This window comes from Pseudomonas fluorescens (assembly GCF_001307155.1).
Classification (GTDB): Bacteria; Pseudomonadota; Gammaproteobacteria; order Pseudomonadales; family Pseudomonadaceae; genus Aquipseudomonas; species Aquipseudomonas helvetica.
This window is the reverse complement of record NZ_CP012830.1, coordinates 1,514,866-1,533,640: the sequence shown is the minus strand read 5'-3', so window position 1 is coordinate 1,533,640 and position 18,775 is coordinate 1,514,866. Positions and strand designations below refer to the sequence as shown.

24 protein-coding genes are annotated in these 18,775 nt (G+C 57.5%); 15 read left to right on the top strand and 9 right to left on the bottom strand.

Annotated features, from left to right (window positions below; translation table 11 throughout):
* The first annotated feature begins 10 nt into the window (after positions 1-10).
* The 13 genes from rplR to bfr all read left to right on the top strand — a co-directional run bounded on the left by rplR (position 11) and on the right by bfr (position 8,261).
* Positions 11-361: a 50S ribosomal protein L18 gene (gene rplR / locus AO353_RS06920; protein WP_003186037.1), complete on the top strand. Its 351-nt coding sequence runs from the start codon at positions 11-13 to the stop codon at positions 359-361.
* Positions 362-364: 3 nt separating this feature from the next.
* Positions 365-865, top strand: a complete 501-nt coding sequence (gene rpsE / locus AO353_RS06915; RefSeq protein WP_003186035.1) for a 30S ribosomal protein S5 — start codon at positions 365-367, stop codon at positions 863-865.
* 2 nt (positions 866-867) lie between these two features.
* Entirely contained in the window at positions 868-1,044 is a 177-nt protein-coding gene (gene rpmD, locus AO353_RS06910) for a 50S ribosomal protein L30 (RefSeq protein WP_003186033.1), read from the top strand.
* Between the two features lie 3 nt (positions 1,045-1,047).
* Positions 1,048-1,485, top strand: a complete 438-nt coding sequence (gene rplO, locus AO353_RS06905; protein ID WP_003228720.1) for a 50S ribosomal protein L15 — start codon at positions 1,048-1,050, stop codon at positions 1,483-1,485.
* Entirely contained in the window at positions 1,486-2,814 is a 1,329-nt protein-coding gene (gene secY / locus AO353_RS06900) for a preprotein translocase subunit SecY (RefSeq protein ID WP_003228718.1), read from the top strand.
* 24 nt (positions 2,815-2,838) lie between these two features.
* Positions 2,839-2,955: a 50S ribosomal protein L36 gene (rpmJ, locus tag AO353_RS30470; RefSeq protein WP_002555468.1), complete on the top strand. Its 117-nt coding sequence runs from the start codon at positions 2,839-2,841 to the stop codon at positions 2,953-2,955.
* Positions 2,956-3,085: 130 nt separating this feature from the next.
* Complete coding sequence (gene rpsM, locus AO353_RS06890) at positions 3,086-3,442, top strand: 30S ribosomal protein S13 (protein ID WP_003186020.1); 357 nt, start codon at positions 3,086-3,088, stop codon at positions 3,440-3,442.
* Between the two features lie 30 nt (positions 3,443-3,472).
* On the top strand, positions 3,473-3,862 hold the full coding sequence (gene rpsK / locus AO353_RS06885; RefSeq protein ID WP_002555466.1) for a 30S ribosomal protein S11: 390 nt from the start codon (positions 3,473-3,475) through the stop codon (positions 3,860-3,862).
* Between the two features lie 18 nt (positions 3,863-3,880).
* Positions 3,881-4,501, top strand: coding sequence for a 30S ribosomal protein S4 (gene rpsD, locus AO353_RS06880; RefSeq protein WP_003210056.1), 621 nt, complete (start codon positions 3,881-3,883; stop codon positions 4,499-4,501).
* A 22-nt stretch (positions 4,502-4,523) separates the two neighbouring features.
* Positions 4,524-5,525 carry a DNA-directed RNA polymerase subunit alpha gene (locus tag AO353_RS06875; RefSeq protein WP_007924176.1) on the top strand — a complete coding sequence of 334 codons (1,002 nt, stop codon included), beginning with the start codon at positions 4,524-4,526 and terminating at the stop codon, positions 5,523-5,525.
* Positions 5,526-5,567: 42 nt separating this feature from the next.
* A complete protein-coding gene (gene rplQ / locus AO353_RS06870) occupies positions 5,568-5,954 on the top strand; it encodes a 50S ribosomal protein L17 (RefSeq protein WP_007924175.1) in 387 nt (128 codons plus the stop codon).
* A gap of 238 nt (positions 5,955-6,192) precedes the next feature.
* A complete protein-coding gene (locus AO353_RS06865; RefSeq protein WP_054594276.1) occupies positions 6,193-7,641 on the top strand; it encodes a catalase in 1,449 nt (482 codons plus the stop codon).
* A gap of 155 nt (positions 7,642-7,796) precedes the next feature.
* Positions 7,797-8,261 (top strand): bacterioferritin, encoded by a 465-nt coding sequence (gene bfr / locus AO353_RS06860; RefSeq protein ID WP_054594275.1) that lies wholly within the window; start codon positions 7,797-7,799, stop codon positions 8,259-8,261.
* Between the two features lie 144 nt (positions 8,262-8,405).
* Here bfr and uvrA read toward each other — a convergent pair whose 3' ends face one another.
* The gene (uvrA, locus tag AO353_RS06855; protein ID WP_054594274.1) at positions 8,406-11,240 is read right to left on the bottom strand and encodes an excinuclease ABC subunit UvrA; all 2,835 of its coding nucleotides are present in this window, start codon (positions 11,238-11,240) and stop codon (positions 8,406-8,408) included.
* A gap of 193 nt (positions 11,241-11,433) precedes the next feature.
* On the opposite strand from uvrA, the gene AO353_RS06850 reads away from it, so the two are divergent.
* Together AO353_RS06850 and AO353_RS06845 are read left to right on the top strand one after the other, a co-directional pair.
* Positions 11,434-12,831, top strand: coding sequence for an MFS transporter (locus tag AO353_RS06850; protein ID WP_054594273.1), 1,398 nt, complete (start codon positions 11,434-11,436; stop codon positions 12,829-12,831).
* A 9-nt stretch (positions 12,832-12,840) separates the two neighbouring features.
* Positions 12,841-13,362, top strand: coding sequence for a single-stranded DNA-binding protein (locus AO353_RS06845; RefSeq protein WP_053162823.1), 522 nt, complete (start codon positions 12,841-12,843; stop codon positions 13,360-13,362).
* Positions 13,363-13,448: 86 nt separating this feature from the next.
* On the opposite strand, the gene AO353_RS06840 is transcribed toward AO353_RS06845, so the two are convergent.
* The 8 genes from AO353_RS06840 to AO353_RS06805 all read right to left on the bottom strand — a co-directional run bounded on the left by AO353_RS06840 (position 13,449) and on the right by AO353_RS06805 (position 18,763).
* Positions 13,449-14,606 carry a glutathionylspermidine synthase family protein gene (locus AO353_RS06840; RefSeq protein ID WP_054594272.1) on the bottom strand — a complete coding sequence of 386 codons (1,158 nt, stop codon included), beginning with the start codon at positions 14,604-14,606 and terminating at the stop codon, positions 13,449-13,451.
* Between the two features lie 12 nt (positions 14,607-14,618).
* Complete coding sequence (locus AO353_RS06835) at positions 14,619-15,347, bottom strand: DUF1190 domain-containing protein (protein ID WP_054594271.1); 729 nt, start codon at positions 15,345-15,347, stop codon at positions 14,619-14,621.
* Positions 15,348-15,366: 19 nt separating this feature from the next.
* Entirely contained in the window at positions 15,367-15,795 is a 429-nt protein-coding gene (locus AO353_RS06830; RefSeq protein ID WP_054594270.1) for a DUF350 domain-containing protein, read from the bottom strand.
* Positions 15,796-15,808: 13 nt separating this feature from the next.
* On the bottom strand, positions 15,809-16,459 hold the full coding sequence (locus AO353_RS06825) for a DUF2491 family protein (protein ID WP_054594269.1): 651 nt from the start codon (positions 16,457-16,459) through the stop codon (positions 15,809-15,811).
* Complete coding sequence (locus AO353_RS06820; protein ID WP_054594268.1) at positions 16,446-16,658, bottom strand: hypothetical protein; 213 nt, start codon at positions 16,656-16,658, stop codon at positions 16,446-16,448. The genes AO353_RS06825 and AO353_RS06820 overlap by 14 nt, the downstream gene beginning before the upstream one ends.
* Positions 16,659-16,731: 73 nt before the next feature.
* Positions 16,732-17,295: a rhomboid family intramembrane serine protease gene (locus AO353_RS06815; RefSeq protein WP_054594267.1), complete on the bottom strand. Its 564-nt coding sequence runs from the start codon at positions 17,293-17,295 to the stop codon at positions 16,732-16,734.
* Positions 17,296-17,364: 69 nt separating this feature from the next.
* Positions 17,365-18,066: a PspA/IM30 family protein gene (locus AO353_RS06810; protein ID WP_054594266.1), complete on the bottom strand. Its 702-nt coding sequence runs from the start codon at positions 18,064-18,066 to the stop codon at positions 17,365-17,367.
* Between the two features lie 19 nt (positions 18,067-18,085).
* Positions 18,086-18,763: a YjfI family protein gene (locus tag AO353_RS06805; RefSeq protein ID WP_054594265.1), complete on the bottom strand. Its 678-nt coding sequence runs from the start codon at positions 18,761-18,763 to the stop codon at positions 18,086-18,088.
* Between the last annotated feature and the right edge of the window lie 12 nt (positions 18,764-18,775).

Below are 18,775 nucleotides of genomic sequence, written 5' to 3'. Positions count from 1 at the left end.
GGCATAGCAAATGACCGACAAAAAAGTTACTCGACTGCGTCGCGCTCGCAAAGCACGCCTGAAAATGCACGAACTCGAAGTCGTGCGTCTCTGCGTGTTCCGTTCGTCGCAGCACATCTACGCCCAGGTCATTTCGGCCGACGGCAACAAAGTCCTGGCAAGTGCCTCGACTTTGGATAAAGAACTGCGTGATGGCGCCACTGGCAACATCGACGCGGCCACTAAGGTTGGCCAGCTGGTCGCTACGCGTGCTAAAGCCGCTGGCGTCTCGCAGGTGGCTTTCGACCGCTCTGGCTTCAAGTACCACGGCCGCGTCAAGGCGCTGGCTGATGCTGCTCGTGAAGCTGGGCTGGAGTTCTAAGTTATGTCAAATAACGACCAAAAGCGCGACGAAGGCTACATCGAGAAGCTGGTTCAAGTTAACCGCGTAGCCAAAACCGTTAAAGGCGGCCGTATCTTCACTTTCACCGCGTTGACCGTGGTTGGTGATGGTAAAGGGCGCGTTGGCTTCGGCCGTGGCAAGTCGCGTGAAGTGCCTGCTGCGATCCAGAAGGCAATGGAAGCTGCTCGCCGCAACATGATCCAAGTTGATCTGAACGGCACCACTCTGCAGTACGCAATGAAGTCCGCCCATGGCGCTTCGAAGGTGTACATGCAGCCTGCTTCTGAAGGTACCGGTATCATCGCTGGCGGCGCTATGCGTGCTGTCCTCGAAGTTGCTGGCGTTCAGAACGTTCTGGCCAAGTGCTACGGCTCGACTAACCCGGTAAACGTGGTTCACGCCACTTTCAAAGGTTTGAAAGCTATGCAGTCTCCTGAATCCATTGCCGCCAAGCGTGGCAAAAGCGTCAAGGAGATCTTCTGATCATGGCTACCGTTAAAGTAACGCTGATCAAAAGCATGACCGGCCGCATCCCTAACCACAAACTGTGCGTTAAGGGTCTGGGTCTGCGTCGCATCGGTCACACTGTAGAAGTACTGGATACTCCCGAGAATCGCGGGATGATCAACAAGGCTTACTACATGCTGCGTGTCGAGGGTTAATCGATGAAACTCAATGATCTGAGTCCAGCGCCGGGTTCCCGTCGCGAAAAGCATCGTCCGGGCCGTGGTATCGGTAGTGGTTTGGGTAAGACTGGTGGCCGTGGTCACAAAGGTCAAACCTCCCGCTCCGGTGGCACCATTGCTCCAGGCTTTGAAGGCGGTCAACAGCCGCTGCATCGTCGCCTGCCGAAGTTCGGTTTCGTTTCCCTGAAAGCCATGGACCGCGCAGAAGTGCGTTTGTCCGAGCTGGCTAAAGTGGAAGGCGACATCGTCACCGTGCAGTCCCTGAAAGATGCCAACGTAATTAACGTCAACGTTCAGCGTGTGAAAATCATGCTGTCCGGCGAAGTTACTCGCGCTGTCACCATCGGAAAGGGAATCGGCGCCACCAAAGGTGCGCGTGCGGCTATCGAAGCAGCTGGCGGCAAGTTCGAGGAATAAATGGCTAAGCAAGGTGCTCTCTCTGCGCTCGGCAAAGGCGGTATGTCTGAACTCTGGGCTCGTCTGCGTTTTCTGTTCCTGGCGATTATCGTCTACCGAATAGGCGCACACATCCCGGTTCCAGGTATCAACCCGGACCGACTCGCAGACCTGTTTCGACAGAATGAGGGGACCATTCTTAGCTTGTTCAACATGTTTTCCGGCGGCGCGCTGGAGCGGATGAGCATCTTTGCGCTGGGGATCATGCCGTACATTTCGGCATCGATCATCATGCAACTGATGACAGCCGTCAGCCCGCAGCTGGAGCAGTTGAAGAAGGAAGGTGAAGCTGGCCGTCGCAAGATCAGCCAGTACACCCGCTACGGCACTGTCGTCCTCGCTCTCGTTCAGGCTATTGGCATGTCCATTGGCCTGGCGGGGCAGGGCGTTGCGTTCACTGGTGACTTTGGCTTCCATTTCGTCGCGGTATCCACGTTTGTGGCTGGTGCGATGTTCATGATGTGGCTGGGTGAGCAGATTACTGAGCGTGGTGTTGGCAACGGTATCTCGATGTTGATTTTTTCGGGTATCGTCGCCGGTCTTCCGAGAGCAATCGGGCAGTCTTTCGAGTCTGCGCGTCAGGGTGATATCAACATCTTCGCCTTGGTTGCCATCGGTTTGCTGGCAGTAGCGATTATCGGTTTCGTGGTGTTCATTGAGCGTGGTCAGCGTCGTATTGCTGTTCACTACGCCAAGCGTCAGCAGGGCCGCAAGGTGTTTGCTGCGCAGACTAGCCACTTGCCGCTGAAAGTGAACATGGCCGGTGTTATTCCGGCTATTTTCGCGAGCAGCATTTTGCTGTTCCCGGCTTCGTTGGGTGCCTGGTTTGGTCAGTCTGAAGGTATGGGCTGGTTGCAGGACATCTCGCAGTCGATCGCTCCTGGTCAGCCGTTGAATATTCTGCTGTTTAGTGCAGGGATTATTTTCTTCTGCTTCTTCTATACGGCGTTGATGTTCAATCCGAAAGACGTAGCGGAAAACCTGAAGAAGTCCGGTGCCTTTATTCCGGGTATCCGTCCAGGTGAGCAGTCTGCGCGCTATATTGATGGCGTTCTGACTCGCTTGACCATGTTCGGTGCTCTTTATATGACGGCCGTGTGCCTGTTGCCCCAGTTCCTGGTGGTTGCAGCAAACGTTCCGTTCTACCTTGGCGGGACCTCGTTGCTGATCGTGGTCGTGGTTGTGATGGACTTCATGTCCCAAGTACAATCGCACCTCGTTTCGCACCAGTACGAATCCCTGATGAAGAAAGCCAACCTGAAGGGTTACGGCAGCGGCATGCTGCGCTGACCCATAAGGTTCGAGGAGTTGGTGATGAAAGTTCGTGCATCGGTGAAAAAGCTGTGCCGTAACTGCAAGATTATTCGCCGCGAAGGTGTTGTTCGAGTAATTTGCAGCGCGGAACCGCGTCACAAACAGCGCCAAGGCTGAGTGTGATTGTGCTTCAAGCCCAGCAGCTAGTGCGCTGCTGGGTTGATTATTTGTTATTACAGCGATATTATCTCGCGCCCTATTTCTTGGCTTCCGGGGCGTAGGTAGCTGTCAATTGGAGTCCCACTGAATGGCCCGTATTGCAGGCGTCAACATTCCAGATAACAAGCATACTGTTATCTCGCTGACCTACATCTATGGTGTTGGTCGCACAACTGCACAGAAGATCTGTGCAGTGACTGGGGTAAACCCAGCCGCAAAGATCAAGGATCTGAGCGACGAGCAGATTGAACAGCTGCGTGGCGAAGTGGCGAAGTTCACCACTGAAGGTGACCTGCGTCGCGAAATCAACATGAAAATCAAGCGCTTGATGGACCTCGGTTGCTATCGCGGTCTGCGTCATCGTCGTGGTCTGCCAGTACGCGGTCAGCGTACCAAGACCAACGCGCGTACCCGTAAAGGTCCGCGTAAGCCGATCCGCAAGTAATCGCCCCAGCGAATCGACAGGAATTTAATCATGGCAAAACCTGCTGCTCGTCCTCGTAAAAAAGTCAAAAAGACAGTGGTTGATGGCATCGCCCACATCCACGCGTCTTTTAACAACACAATCGTGACCATCACCGACCGTCAAGGTAACGCTCTTTCCTGGGCTACCTCCGGTGGTTCGGGTTTCCGCGGTTCCCGCAAGTCCACCCCGTTTGCTGCTCAAGTAGCTGCTGAACGTGCTGGTCAAGCTGCGCTGGAATATGGCCTGAAAAACCTCGACGTTAACGTCAAAGGTCCAGGTCCAGGTCGTGAGTCCGCTGTCCGTGCTTTGAACGGCTGTGGCTATAAGATCGCCAGCATCACCGACGTGACGCCAATCCCGCACAACGGGTGCCGTCCGCCGAAGAAGCGCCGCGTGTAATCCAGGAGATTGTAAAGAATGGCTCGTTACATTGGTCCAAAATGCAAACTCGCTCGTCGCGAAGGCACCGATCTCTTCCTGAAGAGCGGCGTGCGCGCGATCGAATCGAAGTGCAACATTGAAGCAGCACCTGGTATCCACGGCCAACGCCGCGGTCGCCAGTCCGATTACGGCACCCAACTGCGTGAAAAGCAGAAGGTCCGTCGTATCTACGGCGTTCTCGAGCGTCAATTCAGCGGCTACTACAAAGAAGCTGCTGGCAAGAAAGGCGCAACTGGCGAAAACCTGTTGCAGCTGCTCGAATGCCGTCTGGACAACGTTGTATACCGTATGGGCTTTGGTTCGACTCGTGCCGAATCCCGTCAGCTGGTATCGCACAAATCCGTCAGCGTTAACGGTCAGACCGTAAACGTTCCGTCCTACCAGGTTCGTGCTGGTGACGTAGTCGCGATTCGCGAGAAAGCAAAGAACCAACTTCGCATTGTCCAAGCTCTCGATCTGTGTGCCCAACGTGGCCGCGTAGAATGGGTAGAAGTAGACACTGAGAAGAAGTCGGGCGTTTTCAAGAACGTTCCTGCTCGCAGTGATCTGTCCGCCGACATCAACGAAAGCCTGATTGTCGAGCTCTACTCCAAGTAAGGGCTAGAAAATAGGTGCATCCATGCAGATTTCGGTAAATGAGTTCCTGACACCCCGCCATATTGATGTGCAGGTTGTCAGTCCAACCCGCGCCAAGATCACTCTCGAGCCTCTCGAGCGTGGTTTTGGCCACACCCTGGGCAACGCGCTGCGCCGCATCCTGTTGTCCTCAATGCCCGGCTGTGCAGTAGTCGAGGCCGAGATTGACGGTGTGCTCCACGAGTACAGCGCCATCGAAGGTGTACAGGAAGACGTAATTGAAATCCTGTTGAACCTTAAAGGTCTGGCTATCAAGCTGCACGGCCGTGACGAAGTTACGCTGACCTTGTCGAAGAAGGGTTCGGGGGTGGTTACCGCTGCCGATATTCAGCTGGATCATGATGTCGAGATCGTTAATCCCGATCACGTAATCGCTAACCTGGCGTCTAACGGCGCCCTGAACATGAAGCTAGTAGTAGCTCGTGGTCGTGGTTATGAACCGGCCGACTCGCGTCAGAGCGATGAAGACGAAAGCCGCAGCATCGGTCGCTTGCAGCTTGACTCTTCGTTCAGCCCGGTTCGCCGTATCGCATACGTGGTGGAAAACGCCCGTGTCGAGCAGCGTACTAACCTGGACAAGCTGGTTATTGATCTGGAAACCAACGGTACTCTGGATCCTGAAGAGGCTATCCGCCGCGCTGCAACCATTCTGCAACAGCAGTTGGCTGCGTTCGTCGACCTCAAAGGTGACAGCGAACCAGTGGTAATCGAGCAAGAAGACGAGATCGATCCGATCCTGCTTCGCCCGGTTGACGATCTGGAACTGACTGTACGTTCGGCTAACTGCCTTAAGGCGGAAAACATTTACTACATCGGCGACCTGATTCAGCGTACCGAAGTAGAACTGTTGAAGACTCCGAACCTTGGCAAGAAATCCTTGACTGAAATCAAGGACGTTCTGGCCTCCCGCGGTCTGTCCCTCGGCATGCGCCTCGACAACTGGCCGCCTGCAAGTCTTAAGAAGGACGACAAGGCGACTGCCTGATCGTCGTAATCACCGAACGTTGTGTTTGGTAAGGAATGAACCATGCGTCATCGTAAAAGTGGTCGTCACCTGAGCCGCACCAGCTCGCACCGCAAGGCCATGTTTCAAAACATGGCGGTGTCGCTGTTCGAGCACGAGCTGATCAAAACTACACTGCCAAAAGCTAAAGAACTGCGTCGCGTTGCTGAGCCGCTGATCACTTTGGCCAAGACAGACAGCCTGGCTAACCGCCGTCTGGCTTTCGACCGTACTCGTTCGAAAGCTATCGTTGGTAAGCTCTTCAACGACCTGGGCAAGCGTTACGCTACCCGTGAGGGTGGCTACCTGCGCATCCTCAAGTGCGGTTTCCGCGCTGGCGACAACGCGCCTATGGCGTACGTCGAGTTGGTTGATCGTGCTGTCGGCGGTGAAGCTGTATCCGCTGAGTAAGACGTCAGTCTGAAACGAAAAACCGGGCCTAGTGCCCGGTTTTTTGTGCCTGTAAGAAATGCGCTCTACGTACAAGCTTCATACCTTTTCCTGTCTGCACTATATGCGTGGGTTGGTCATTAGTATTTTTCTATCGATGTCTGCGGATTAATGAATTTGTGACTGTCATATGGATGATTAATACTCCCCTCCAGGCCGATTAGCCGGCAGTTCCAAGACTGACACAGGAAGAGATCGCATGAGCCAGAATAAAACGCTTACCACCGCCAGTGGCGCGCCCGTCGCCGACAACCAAAATTCCCGTTCCGCTGGCCCTCGTGGCCCGCTGCTGCTCGACGACTTTCACCTGATCGAGAAGCTTGCCCACTTCAACCGTGAAAACATCCCGGAGCGCCGCGTACACGCCAAAGGCTCGGGTGCTTACGGTACGTTCACCGTTACCCACGATATTACCCAATACACCAGTGCCAAGCTGTTTGAGTCCGTTGGCAAGCAAACCCCGACCTTTCTGCGTTTCTCCACAGTGGGCGGCGAGCGCGGCTCAGCAGATACCGAGCGCGATCCGCGTGGTTTTGCGCTGAAGTTCTACACCGAGGAAGGCAACTGGGACATCGTTGGCAACAACACGCCAGTGTTCTTCATCCGTGATCCGTTGAAGTTCCCGGACTTTATCCACACCCAAAAACGTTTGCCGCAAAGCAACCTGAAAAGTGCACAGATGATGTGGGACTTCTGGTCGCACTCGCCTGAGGCGTTGCACCAGGTCACCATCCTGTTCTCGGATCGTGGCATCCCTGATGGCTATCGTCACATGCACGGTTTTGGCAGCCACACCTACAGCCTGATCAGCGCTAAAGGCGAGCGTCACTGGGTTAAATGGCACTACAAGACCAAACAGGGCATCAAGAACCTGGCGCCGGCAGAAGCTGCACGCCTGGCAGGTACTGACCCGGATTACGCTCAACGCGACCTGTTCGGTGCAATCGAACGCGGTGACTTCCCGAAATGGCGGGTATGTATCCAGATCATGACCGAGGCCCAGGCCGCGGCGCATTACGAGAACCCGTTCGACGTGACCAAGACCTGGTCGCAGAAGGAATTCCCGCTGATCGAAGTCGGTGAGCTTGAGCTCAATCGAAACCCGCAGAACTACTTCGCTGAAGTCGAGCAAGCGGCGTTTGGCCCGAGCAACATGGTGCCGGGTGTGGGCTTGTCGCCAGACCGTATGCTGCAAGGTCGAGTGTTTGCCTACGCCGATGCCCACCGCTACCGTGTCGGCACCAATCACCAGCAGCTACCGGTGAATGCGCCGCGCAGCCCGGTCAACAGCTATCAGCGCGACGGCTCCATGGCATTTGGCAGCAACGGTGGCAGTACACCGAACTACGAGCCTAACAGCTACGCTGGTGCAGCGAAGCAAGCTCCACAATACGCAGAGCCAGCACTGGCCCTGAACGGCGCGGCCGATCGTTACGATCACCGGGAAGATACGGATTACTACAGCCACGCCGGTGCGTTGTTCCGCTTGATGAGCGATGAGCAGAAAACCCTGCTGATCAACAACATTGCCGGTGCTATGTCGGGCGTTTCCAGTGATGTGGTTCAGCGTCAGCTGCAGCACTTCTACAAGGCAGATGCTGCTTACGGAGAAGGCATCGCAAAGGCCTTGGGTGTACAGCTTAACTAAGTCTAAACGATAAGCAGAACCGCCCTCATTTGGGCGGTTTTTGCGTTATTTAAGCTAGTTTTCTCGGAGTATCTTCGCTTTTATCGCGCTATTCGAGTGACCTATCAGTCCGCTTGGTTCAAACTACAGCCTTTCAAGCAGGGAGATGTAGGGCGATGCAAGGCCACCCAGACGTAATCGATTACCTCAACACGTTGCTCACCGGCGAACTGGCAGCGCGTGATCAATATTTCATCCATTCGCGGATGTATGAGGACTGGGGCTTTACCGAGCTCTACGAGCGCATCAATCACGAGATGGAAGAAGAGGCCCAGCACGCCGATGCGCTGATGCGCCGAATCCTCATGCTCGAAGGCACGCCACGCATGCGCCCGGACGATCTGGACGTTGGCACCACGGTGCCTGAGATGCTCGCTGCCGACTTGCGCCTGGAATATAAAGTTCGTGCCGCGCTCTGCAAAGGCATCGAACTCTGCGAGTTGCACAAGGATTACGTCAGTCGCGAGATTCTGCGGGTTCAATTGGCTGACACCGAAGAAGATCACACGTACTGGCTGGAGAAGCAGTTGGGTCTGATCAAGCTGGTCGGCCTGGAAAACTACCTGCAATCGCAGTTCTGATGCTATGACCGGCTTGTAGGAGCCAAGCTTGCTGGCGATGGCGATTTCAAGGACGCCATCGCCGGCAAGCCGCGCTCCTACAACTCAGGTACAAAAAAGCCCCGGTCACAGATGAAGTGACCGGGGCTTTTTCATGCGCGGACGTTAAGCCCGATCGCGTTCCAACAATGGCTTGAGGTAGAAACCGGTATGCGACTGCTTCATCTCGGCGACTTCCTCCGGCGTACCTACTGCAATGATCTGCCCGCCCTTGGAGCCACCTTCCGGCCCAAGGTCCACCAGCCAGTCAGCGGTCTTGATCACATCCAGGTTGTGCTCGATCACCACCACGGTGTTGCCGTGATCGCGCAGGCGATGGAGTACATCAAGCAACTGCTGGATATCTGCGAAGTGCAGGCCAGTAGTCGGCTCGTCGAGGATGTACAGGGTTTTGCCGGTATCGCGCTTGGACAATTCTCGGGACAGTTTCACCCGCTGGGCTTCACCGCCCGACAGGGTGGTCGCCGATTGCCCCAGCTTGATGTACGACAGGCCTACATCCATTAACGTCTGTAGCTTGCGCGCCAGCGCTGGAACCGCATCGAAAAACACTCGGGCTTCTTCGATGGTCATTTCCAGCGTTTCGTGGATGCTCTTGCCCTTGTACTTGATCTCCAGGGTTTCGCGGTTGTAGCGCTTGCTCTTGCAGACGTCGCACGGGACATAGATGTCCGGCAGAAAGTGCATTTCCACCTTGATCAGGCCATCGCCCTGACAGGCCTCGCAACGTCCGCCTTTCACGTTGAAGGAGAAACGTCCCGGACCATAGCCGCGTGAGCGGGACTCCGGCACGCCGGCAAACAGTTCACGAATCGGTGTGAACAGCCCGGTGTAGGTCGCCGGGTTGGAACGCGGCGTACGGCCGATCGGGCTTTGGTCGATGTCGACGACTTTGTCCAGATGTTCAAGGCCCTTGATGCTGTCGTGGGCTGCGGCTTCCAGGGTGGTTGCACCATTCAGTGCGGTGGCGCTGAGCGGGAACAGGGTGTTGTTGATCAGTGTCGACTTGCCGGAGCCGGACACGCCGGTCACGCAGGTCAGCAAACCAATCGGAATCTCCAGATCGACGTCGCGCAAGTTGTTGCCCCGGGCGCCCTTGAGCGACAACGAGAGCTTCTTGTTGCGTGCTGTGCGTTTGGCCGGGACTTCGATTTTCACGCGGCCGGACAGGTATTTACCCGTCAGCGAGTCGGGGTGCGCCATGACTTCGGCCGGGGTACCTTCGGCGACAATGTGACCACCGTGTACGCCCGCACCCGGGCCGATGTCCACCACATAGTCGGCCAGACGAATCGCATCTTCGTCGTGCTCGACCACGATCACCGTGTTGCCGATATCGCGCAGATGCTTGAGCGTTCCCAGCAGTCGATCGTTGTCGCGCTGGTGCAAGCCAATCGACGGTTCGTCGAGAATGTACAGCACGCCCACCAGGCCGGCGCCGATCTGGCTGGCCAGACGAATACGTTGTGCTTCACCGCCAGACAGCGTGTCGGCACTGCGGTCCAGCGACAGATAGTCGAGACCGACGTTGACCAGGAACTGCAAGCGCTCGCGGATTTCCTTGAGAATCTTGTCGGCAATTTCGCCGCGTCGACCGGTCAGTTTCAGCGTGCCGAAGTAATCGGACGCATCGCCGATCGGCAGGTTGGTCACCGCCGGCAGTGTCTTCTCGCCGACCCACACATGCCGCGCTTCACGGCGCAGGCGAGTACCGCGGCAATCCGGGCAAGGCTGGGTGCTGAGGAACTTGGCCAGTTCTTCGCGCACCGAAGCGGACTCGGTTTCGCGGTAGCGACGGTCCAGGTTCGGCACGATGCCTTCGAACGGGTGCGAGCGTTTGACGATGTCGCCGCGGTCGTTCAAATATTTGAAATCGACGTTCTGCGTGCCGCTGCCGTGCAGGATGACCTTCTGCTGATCGGCTGGCAGCTGGTTGAACGGCACTTCCAGGCTGAAGCCGTAATGCGAGGCCAGTGAACCGAGCATCTGGAAGTAGTAGACGTTACGCCTGTCCCAGCCGCGAATCGCCCCTTCAGCCAGGGTCAGCTCGCCATTGACCAGGCGCTTGATGTCGAAGAACTGCTTAACCCCCAAGCCGTCGCAGGTCGGGCAGGCGCCTGCTGGATTGTTGAAGGAGAACAGCTTGGGTTCAAGTTCGCTGATCGCATGGCCACAGATCGGGCAGGCGAAGCGTGCGGAGAAGATCATCTCTTCGCCCGGCTCGTCGTCCATCGGCGCGACCAGCGCAATTCCGTCGGCCAGTTTCAGCGCCGTCTCGAACGACTCGGCCAGCCGCTGTTGCAGATCGGCGCGGACCTTGAAGCGGTCGACCACGACATCGATCGAGTGCTTCTTCTGTTTATCCAGCTTCGGCAATTCGTCCAGTTCGAAGAGCTTGCCGTTGACCCGGGCCCGGACAAAGCCCTGGGCGCGCAGTTCTTCGAAGACCGAAAGGTGTTCGCCCTTGCGCTCGCGGATTACCGGTGCCAGCAGCATCAACTTGCTGCCTTCGGGCTCGGCGAGGACCAGGTCGACCATCTGGCTGACGGTCTGCGCTTCCAGCGGAATATCGTGATCCGGGCAGCGCGGAATACCCACGCGGGCATAAAGCAGGCGCAGGTAGTCGTAGATTTCGGTGATGGTGCCGACTGTCGAGCGCGGGTTGTGCGAGGTCGACTTCTGTTCGATGGAGATGGCTGGCGACAGACCTTCGATGGTGTCGACGTCAGGCTTTTCCATCATCGACAGGAACTGCCGGGCATAGGCCGACAGCGACTCGACATAACGTCGCTGACCCTCGGCGTACAAGGTGTCGAATGCCAGGGAAGACTTGCCGGACCCGGACAAACCGGTGATGACGATCAGTTTGTCCCGCGGCAGGGTCAGGTCGATGTTCTTCAGGTTGTGGGTTCGAGCCCCACGAATCAGGATCTTGTCCAAGGTGGCCTCGCTTGGCGGGCGTCGAAAACGTAGGAGTATACGGGCAAATACTGGATGGATGCACACTATCAAATGACGCTTGCTGAACGGCGCCTGACAACGGCGCGAGGCAGGCTCGCGACAAAGCGTCGCCCTATACCCCGTCAACCGATGGGACTGGTAGAATCGCCGCCGGTTCACATGAGGTTATTCCATGCACGATCCCCACAGCGAACGCATGAGTGGTGGCGAGACCCGCGCAGCAAGCGGTCTGGCCCTGGTGTTCGCCTTCCGTATGCTTGGCATGTTTATGGTGTTGCCGGTGTTGGCGACCTATGGAATGGATCTCGCAGGAGCGACCCCGGCCCTCATCGGTCTGGCGATTGGCGCTTACGGCCTGACTCAGGCGATTTTTCAGATTCCGTTCGGGATCATTTCCGACCGTATCGGCCGCCGCCCGGTGATTTACCTGGGGCTGATCGTCTTCGCCCTCGGTAGCGTTTTGGCCGCCAATGCCGATTCGATCTGGGGTGTGATCGCCGGACGAATCCTGCAAGGCGCCGGGGCGATTTCCGCGGCGGTCATGGCCTTGCTGTCGGACCTGACCCGCGAACAGCACCGCACCAAAGCCATGGCCATGATCGGCATGACCATCGGTCTGTCGTTTGCCGTGGCCATGGTGGTCGGGCCGCTGCTGACCCGCGCCTTTGGTCTGTCCGGCTTGTTCCTGGCGACGGGCGGCATGGCGCTGTTTGGCATCGTGATCGTGATGTTCATGGTGCCGCGCGCCACCAGCCCGTTGCATCACCGCGAATCCGGCGTTGCCCGCCAGGCGCTGATCCCGACGCTCAAGCATCCGGACCTGCTGCGTCTGGACCTCGGTATTTTTGTGTTGCACGCGATGTTGATGTCGAGCTTCGTCGCGTTGCCATTGGCGCTGGTCGAAAAAGCCGGATTGCCCAAGGAGCAGCACTGGTGGGTGTACCTGACCGCGCTGCTGATTTCGTTCTTCGCCATGATCCCGTTCATTATCTACGGCGAGAAGAAACGCAAAATGAAACGAGTTTTACTCGGTGCGGTCAGTACGCTGATGCTCACTGAGCTATTCTTCTGGCAGTTCGGCGACAGCTTGCGGGCTCTGGTGATTGGTACGGTGGTGTTTTTCACCGCATTCAATCTGCTCGAAGCTTCGTTGCCGTCGCTGATCAGCAAGGTTTCACCGGCAGGCGGCAAGGGCACGGCGATGGGGGTTTATTCCACCAGTCAGTTCCTCGGTTCGGCACTGGGCGGGATCATGGGCGGCTGGATGTTCCAGCATGGCGGTCTGTCGGCTGTGTTCCTTGGATGCGCAGGACTGGCTGCCCTCTGGTTGGCCTTTGCTGTTACCATGCGTGAACCTCCCTATGTGACGAGCCTGCGCTTGCCGTTATCGCCTGAAGCGATCCGCGAAGCTGGTTTGGTCGAGCGCCTGCTGGCCGTCGTTGGGGTAACAGATGCAGTGGTGGTTGCTGATGAAGCGGCCATTTACATCAAATTGGACACCGAACTATTGGATCGCACGACCCTCGAGAGCCTGGTCAACAACCCGGCCCCGACTGCGTGCGAAGCCTAGGAGAACGTTATGGCCCGTGGGGTTAACAAAGTCATATTGGTCGGCACTTGCGGCCAGGATCCCGAAGTTCGCTACTTGCCTAACGGTAACGCCGTGACCAACCTGAGTCTGGCGACCAGCGAACAATGGACCGACAAGCAAACCGGCCAGAAAGTCGAAAAGACCGAATGGCACCGTGTATCGATGTTCGGCAAGGTTGCGGAAATCGCCGGTGAATACCTGCGTAAAGGTTCGCAGGTCTACATCGAAGGCAAGCTGCAAACCCGCGAGTGGGAAAAAGACGGTATCAAGCGTTACACCACTGAAATCGTGGTCGACATGCAGGGCACCATGCAGCTGCTGGGCGGCCGTCCACAGGGCGACCAACAGGGCCAGGGCGGCGGTAACAACTACCAGCAATCCGCTCCGCGTCAGCAAGCTCCGCGTCCGCAGCAGTCGGCTCCGCAACAGCGTTCGGCTCCGGCACCACAGCAGGCCGCACCGCAGCCAGCTCCAGATTTCGACAGCTTTGATGACGATATTCCGTTCTGATCATCAGATCCGCCGGATATAGACAAAAGGCCCGTAGCAAACGCTACGGGCCTTTTTCTTTGGGCGCTTTCCAGGAGATAAGTCGTTCAGTCGAGTATCAGGTGCGGCAAAAACCGGCTTGAGTCTTTGGTGATCAAGCTGTTGTCCTCGCGCACGCCGATGCCGGCCGCCTGATCGCCGATCACCCAGGAACCGATCAGCGTGTAGCTGTCGCCGAACTTCGGCAGCGGGGCGAACTCCTGGAGGATGAACGGCGCGTCGGTGTACGGCCCGTCTTCCTTTACGACCAGGCCATCCGGGGTGTGCAGCTCGATGTTGGCGCCTTCGCGGGAGAAGAACGGTTTGCGTACCCAGCCTTTCGGCACCGGTTTGCCAGGCTCGGGATCCAGGTGGGTGGCAAGCAGGTTCGGGTGCCCTTTATTGAACTCCCACAGCAAAGGGAGGATGCCTTTGTTCGAGATGATCGATTTCCAGGCGGGCTCGAAAAACTGCGTGTCACTCTGGGCGATGGCTTCACCAAACGGCTCGTGGAAAATGAATTCCCAGGCGTGCAGTTTGAACAGGTGAGGAATCCAGCGTTCTTCGAGATCGACGAAGCGTCCTTCGCTGTTGAGGCCGATGTCTTCGATATCGATGTGGCGTGACTCGATCCCGACTTTTTCCGCAATCAGGCGCAAGTAGTCGGTGGTGCCCTTGTCTTCGACCGAGGCTTTCATCGAGGCGAAGTAGAAAGGCTGTTTGATCTGCAATTGCGCAAAGGCCTGATGCAGCTTGGTGTCGATGCTGTTGAACTGGTCGGCATGGCTGGGCAGTAAGCCGCGCTCGATGCATTGTTCCAGCCAGCCCCACTGAAACGCTGAGGCCTCGTACAAACTGGTGGGCGTGTCGTAGTTGAGTTCCAGCAATTTGGCGGGGCCGCTGCCGTTGTAGGAGAAGTCCAGGCGACCGTAAAGGTGCGGATGGCCTTCGCGCCATGAAGTGCGAATCATGTCGAAGAAGGGCGCCGGAATGCTCAGGCGCTCCAGCAGCTCTTCGCTCTGCACCACTCGATCGACCAGGTCCATGCACATCTCATGGAGCTCGGTAGTCGGGTCTTCGAGATCGTTCTCGATCTGCTTGAGCGTGAATTGGTAATACGCGCTCTCGTCCCAGTAGGGCTCGTCGTCGATGGTGTGAAACATGAAACCGAGGTTTTCGGCGGTCTGCTTCCAGTCGTGACGTTCCTGGCAGAGGATTTTCTTCATGGCGCTCGCTCCTTAACTGCTCGATCGACCGGAACTGCTCGAGCCACCCCAGCCGCTGCGGGCGCTGGCTTGGCTGCCAAAGCCGCCCCGGGAAGTGGACGATGCCACCGAGATTGGCTTGGAACTGCTCGACTTGAACGTAGAGCTGCTGTAGCCGCTACCGTATTTCGCCTGCTCGGACTTGGTGAAACTCGAGCCGGTGGCGATGCGCTGGCTGAGCGTCGACGATGAGTAATCGCCACGTGAGTCGCGGTAGCGGTAAACCGGTTCGGAGTTGTAGCTGCCCCGGTTGCTGTTCAACATGTTGCTGATCAGCATGCCGGCCAGAAGGCCGTTGACCATTCCTCCTGAACCGCCTGAGCTCGCCTCGGAGGCGGGCAGTTGGGCTTTGGCGGCGTCCAGCTGGGTCTGGGTGACTTCGCCATTGGCTGCCAGCTCGAAGCCGCCGAGTTTTGGAATGAACTTGCCGGTGGAGTCCTGTTGGCACCAGTCAGCGACAAAGTCGGCGTCGCAATCGGCCTGGCTGTCATACAGCGGCGCAATGCGACGGTGTTCGGTGAGGGCGGTCATGTAGGCGTTGGAGCAGACACTCACCGGAAGCTTTTGATCCACGCACTGCTGCACGGATTGAAAGTTGAACTTCTGATTCACTGTGTAGGTTTTTTCTGTCGGCCCGCAACCTGATATTGCGACGGCGACCGATGCCGCTAGGGACAGTTGAACGTACTTGCTTCGTTTCATCATTGCCTCCGTGGCGCGATCAGTTCTGCGAAGGGGTCATGCACGCAGCATTGAGCAGGCCAACGCTGATGGCGACGGCTGCGACGTAGATGGCGGCAGCGATTTCGCCATTACGGATGCGTTCGGAGGTGCCTTTAAGCACCAGGCTGGTCATCAGGAACGCCAACAGTTGCACCACTGCGGCAATCAGTGCCCACACGGCGAAGTCCAGCAGGTTGACCGAGTAGGCAATCACATTGCTCGCCGGGATCGCGAAACCGATGATGGCGCCGGACAGGGCGATGGCGGCCGCGGTGTTGCCGGAGCGAATCAGTTCGAACTCTTTGTGCGGCGTGATGCGGGTGTAGACGAACTGGAAAATCGCGAACAGCAGGGCGGCACCGATGATGTACGAAACAAATCCCAGGACGGCGGCTTTGTTCAGCGAGACGGAGAGTGCTTCTAGCATGGGCTGTTCCTTTTTAAAGAGTAGTGAGGTCGGTGGTGTACAGCGAGATACCCAGTGAGGTGCTCAAGCTGATGCTGCCTTCGGCGTCTTCTTCGACCGAGAACAGCAGGAATTCGCGGCGGTCGGTCAAACCGGTCTCGCGGGCGTAGAGCATCGAGCGATGTTCCACGACGTAGGACTGATCCGGATTGCTGACCTGCTCAGTGAAGGCCACCAGCTCGGTCTGCCCGGCCTCGGTGCCCCATTCGCGGCTGTATTCGACGCCGTCATGGGTGTAGGTCGGCAGGCCGATCAGGCTGTCCGGCCCCGCGAGCCTGCGCAGTTCGGATTCACTGTTGAGGGTGACGTAGCTCTGGTAGTTGAACAGGATCACCGACTCGACCTGGCCAGCGACGGCGCCAGTGGTATGAACCTGCAGCCAGAAGTCTTCATCGTCCATGTAGTAGCGCGAAAGCCAGGTCGACTGGCCGAGGTCAACAGTGCCGACGCTCCAGATCTGCTGGGTGCCGGGAATGACCACGCTGGTTTTTTCGTCAAGCAACAGCTTGAGGGTAGTGTCGAACACCAGCGCTTTGCCCTGGCCGAGCCCGAGGGGGCCGGCAACCGGTGCGCTGTCCTTGGGTGTCGGGGCCTCAAGGCCCATCAGCTGTTTAAACCATCCCATGGGTGATTTCCTTTAGGCGGGTGGAAGCGATATTGATCGAAGGCTCTAGTGGGCCTTTGGCGCGGAGGCCTATGAGGAGCGCCAGTTCGCCCAGGCAGGTGCTGGCAGCGTGTACGCCCAAGGTGATGGCGAGTCCGCCCGATCCAGACGTGTGGATGAGCGACGCTGCGTACATGCGTAAAAAGAGGAAAATCGACATTTGTCCCTGGCTCCCTGGGGTGGCGCGTCCTTGACGAATAAACCCGCTGCGGACGTTTTTGGTGCCTGCGTGTTTACCGGGCTGCATTAGACCTGCTGCGCGGCCTGGAGAGAAGTAGCCGGGCTGCAATAAAACCGGCGAATGCGCCGCCAATATGCCCTTCGAATGAGGTGCCCTGGCGCGGAATAAAGCCGAAAATCAGGCTTGCGTAGAGGAGGGCGACAATGCTGGCGATCAGAACGTTGCTCCAGCTGCGGTGGAACCAGGCTCGCGCCAGAAGGTACGCCCAGAGGCCAAAGACCCAGGCGCTGGCGCCCACATGAACGCCGTTGAAACCGAACAGCCAGACCAGCGAGCCGCCGAACAGAATGATGATTGCGCTGACGGCCGCAAAGCGTTTGAAGCCCTCGGCGATCACCAGGGTTCCCAGCACCAGGAACGGCACCAGGTTGGCGATCAAGTGCGCGAAGGATATGTGCAGAAACGGTGAGGCCATAATTCCGACGAGGCCGTGGGCGGTTCGGGGGACCAGGCCGAATATCGTCAGGCTGTAGCCTGTCAGTGCGTTCAGCAGGTGGATCGCGACCATCAGCATGGCCAGGCCTGCGATGATCTTGAAGCCGGTTACCCTGTCCATCCTTGTCCTCGAATCAACAAAAAGAAGGGCACGTCGGTGCCCTTGCTTCTGAGTGCTTGCGTAAGCCGGTTACTCGGCCGATTGTTTTTTCAGGCGGTCCAGAATCGAGTTCGCACTGCCCTGGTCCGGTGTGATGCCGGCTTCGCGCAGCTTGCGCTCCAGGTCGTTGCCGGTGGACGCGTCCGCCAGTTCGTCGCTCGCTTCCAGCTCGGCAGCACGTTGTTCCTGCTTGGCTTGCAGGCGATTCAAGGTGCCGACGGCGGTTTCCAGTTTGCCGTTGGCGCCGCCGCTGGCGATGGAGGCGCTGACCTGCGCTTTCTGTACGCTTTCACGGGCCTTGGCCATGTCCACTTGTTGGCGCAGGCTCTTGATGCGGGCTTCGGCCTTGGTGATGTCCTTGCGCATTTTGTCGGCGTAGGCACCGAACTCGGTGGTTTGCTTCTGTTCGGCGTCGTGTTCGTTGGTCAGGGTCGAAATGGCTTCGGCCACTTCCAGAGCCAGGTCTTCACGGTTGGCCTGGAGCGCGGCCATGGCCTTGGATTCCAGGTCCTTGATCTTGGCGTTGTACTGCGCCACGCGCTCGGCCGAGAGTTTGTGCTTGGCCATGATGGTGACCAGTTCGCGCTTGGCGTTTGCCAGAGCGCTGTCGGCGTCGCGGATTTCCTGATCGAGGATGCGCAGGGCCTGTTGGTCGGCGATGGCTTCGCCGACTTCGCTGGCACCGCCACGCAGTGCGGTGAACAACTTGCTCCAGATCGATTGGTTTTGCATGCGTCGGTACTCCCGAAAATTAGTTGAAGAAGCTTTCGAAGGCTTCGCTGGCGCGCTGAACGTTGTCGACGAGGGTTTTGATTTCGGTCACGACGTTGGTCAGGCTGGACTCGGAACTGAGCGCACCGAACATGTTGTAGACGGTCTGGCCGTTGGGCATGGATTCGATACCGATCGACGACAGCGGGAACATTTCCCGGCTGCGCAGCACGGCATCGTTGAAACGCTGCACGTCCTTGATGGATTCGAGATCGACCAGCACCGTGTCGACGATGATTTGCTCGCCGACGACAGCGATGTAAATCGGCAGCCCGCCAAACTCGTTCATTTCAAGCTTGATGCTCTGCTCGGAGCCTTGAATCAACGTCAGGGTGATTTCGTTGGATACCACCTCATCAAGGGCCTGCAGGGCGCTGAAGAGGCGATCGATGTTCCAGTTGTTACCTGCGCTCATGTAATCCTCCAACATGAATGAACCAGCCAGGATCGGCTGGCGTAGCTGTTTCTCCATTTGCTTGAGCAGGCTCCGGTTTTCGGGAAGCACCCAAGTTTCATGTTTCACATAGCCGGCGGCGCTAAGTCCTCCGCGCATCTGCTTCATATAGAAGCTCGATGGTTTTTTCGCGGAGGGTTTCGAGCGCTCTCCCTGGCTGCTCGCGGGTGTTGTGTCTGAGGCTGCTGGAGAGCGACGTTTCATTGCAGTGGCTCC